The following is a 1,480-nucleotide window of genomic DNA, read 5'->3' as shown; positions in this document are numbered from 1 at the left end:
CAGTAAACCAAAAAGTTTTTCCCCAAAGAGCGATCGCTAAAATACTGATAGCTTATAATACTAGTAAATACAGAATTCTCTAACCAGCAGAAATAGTATAGATTATGATTACTTATGATCAGTTGGTAGAGAAATTGTCAGTACTAACCTGATGGAAGATAAATGCTTTCAAATACTTGATATTTACGCTGTAGGGCTTGAGATAAAAAGGCTAACATCTGTTTAAGTGTAAAAAGTGTGCGATAAATTAATCGACTCCCTTTCCTTTTACGACTGATTCTACGCCAAAGAAGATTTACCCAAATATTAACTAGAAGAAAGGATATACCAACAAATAGTAATCTTAAAACTGGATTTTTATTATTTGTTCTAATCCGACAAATATTTTTGAGGCGATAACTAGTTTCAATTCCAAATCTTTTTCGATAATCTTGATAGATATAATCTAAATTTGTTTTGACTTTATAAGCGACATAAACAAAGTATTTAACTCCATGCTGATTACATTTCCCCTTTCTATATTTGCAGACAATCCATAAATCAAATGTAACTGAATCATCTTTGTCTCTGGTTATTGTATAAGTAGTTTTATAACTTTTTTTACCCTTGAGAAATTGTTTAATTCCCCCCTTCTTCCCTGTCTTGATAGCAGGCATAAGAAAGGGAATATCTAATGCCTGCAACCATCTAATTACAGGAGTATTAAAAAAGCCTCTATCCAGGTAGAGCTTTTTTACATTTATCTTAAGGGAGTCAAGTTCTGCTAATAAATAAGTAATTATAGCGACACTGGTATCTAGTTGACGAACTCCCGGAACAGCAAGGGTTATACGCTTATTTTTGGTAATTACATATAAAGTTGCATAGGCGTAAAATGAATGCGTACCAGATTTTGCTTGACTTCGATATATGTAAGGTAATTCCTCTGATGTTGGCTTACCATAATAGCAAATTAGATTTAAATCAATCGCTATTTTTAAACAACCTTTTTTTAATCCCAGAGGAATTCGACTTTTCAGCGCTTGATTTATTTTTACCTCTAATTCCTCAAAGTTGTTGATTTTATTGAGATGATATCTAATATCATTAGCTGTCGGAACATTCTTTAATAGTTTAGCTGTGTTCTCAATACTATCTCCATTGCTGGCTGCTTTTATGAGAATCTCGAATAAAGTTTGCTGGTCACATACTCCTTGAGAATCAAAAAGAAAAATTTTCTACTAAACAATTAATAACCTCATCAAGTGTTTCTGAATCCGTTAAAGCTAGTTCTTCTGTAGATGCGCTTTGCCCGGCTTCTCGTAGAGATAAAACAGTCAACTTTTTAAACCAATATGCTACACACTAATTTCATCATTTCATTTTTTGAAACCTTTCTGAGAAGTATAAATATTATTTATGAAATAGGTAGCTTATCTTACTTTGTACTACGTAAGCTTGATTAGCAATCACTCTTTGGGAAAAACTTTTTGGTTTACTG

At 32.2% G+C, this 1,480-nt stretch carries 1 pseudogene; it reads right to left on the bottom strand.

The features are described 5' to 3' along the window. Positions 1 to 143: 143 nt before the first annotated feature. Positions 144 to 1,320: pseudogene (locus tag CDG79_RS41950) on the bottom strand (ISH3 family transposase). Positions 1,321 to 1,480 lie beyond the last annotated feature (160 nt).

Origin of the sequence: Nostoc sp. 'Peltigera membranacea cyanobiont' 232, assembly GCF_002245985.1 — a bacterium.
GTDB lineage: Bacteria > Cyanobacteriota > Cyanobacteriia > Cyanobacteriales > Nostocaceae > Nostoc.
The sequence above is the reverse complement of the archived record's forward strand: the minus strand, read 5'-3'. Positions and strand labels throughout refer to the sequence as shown.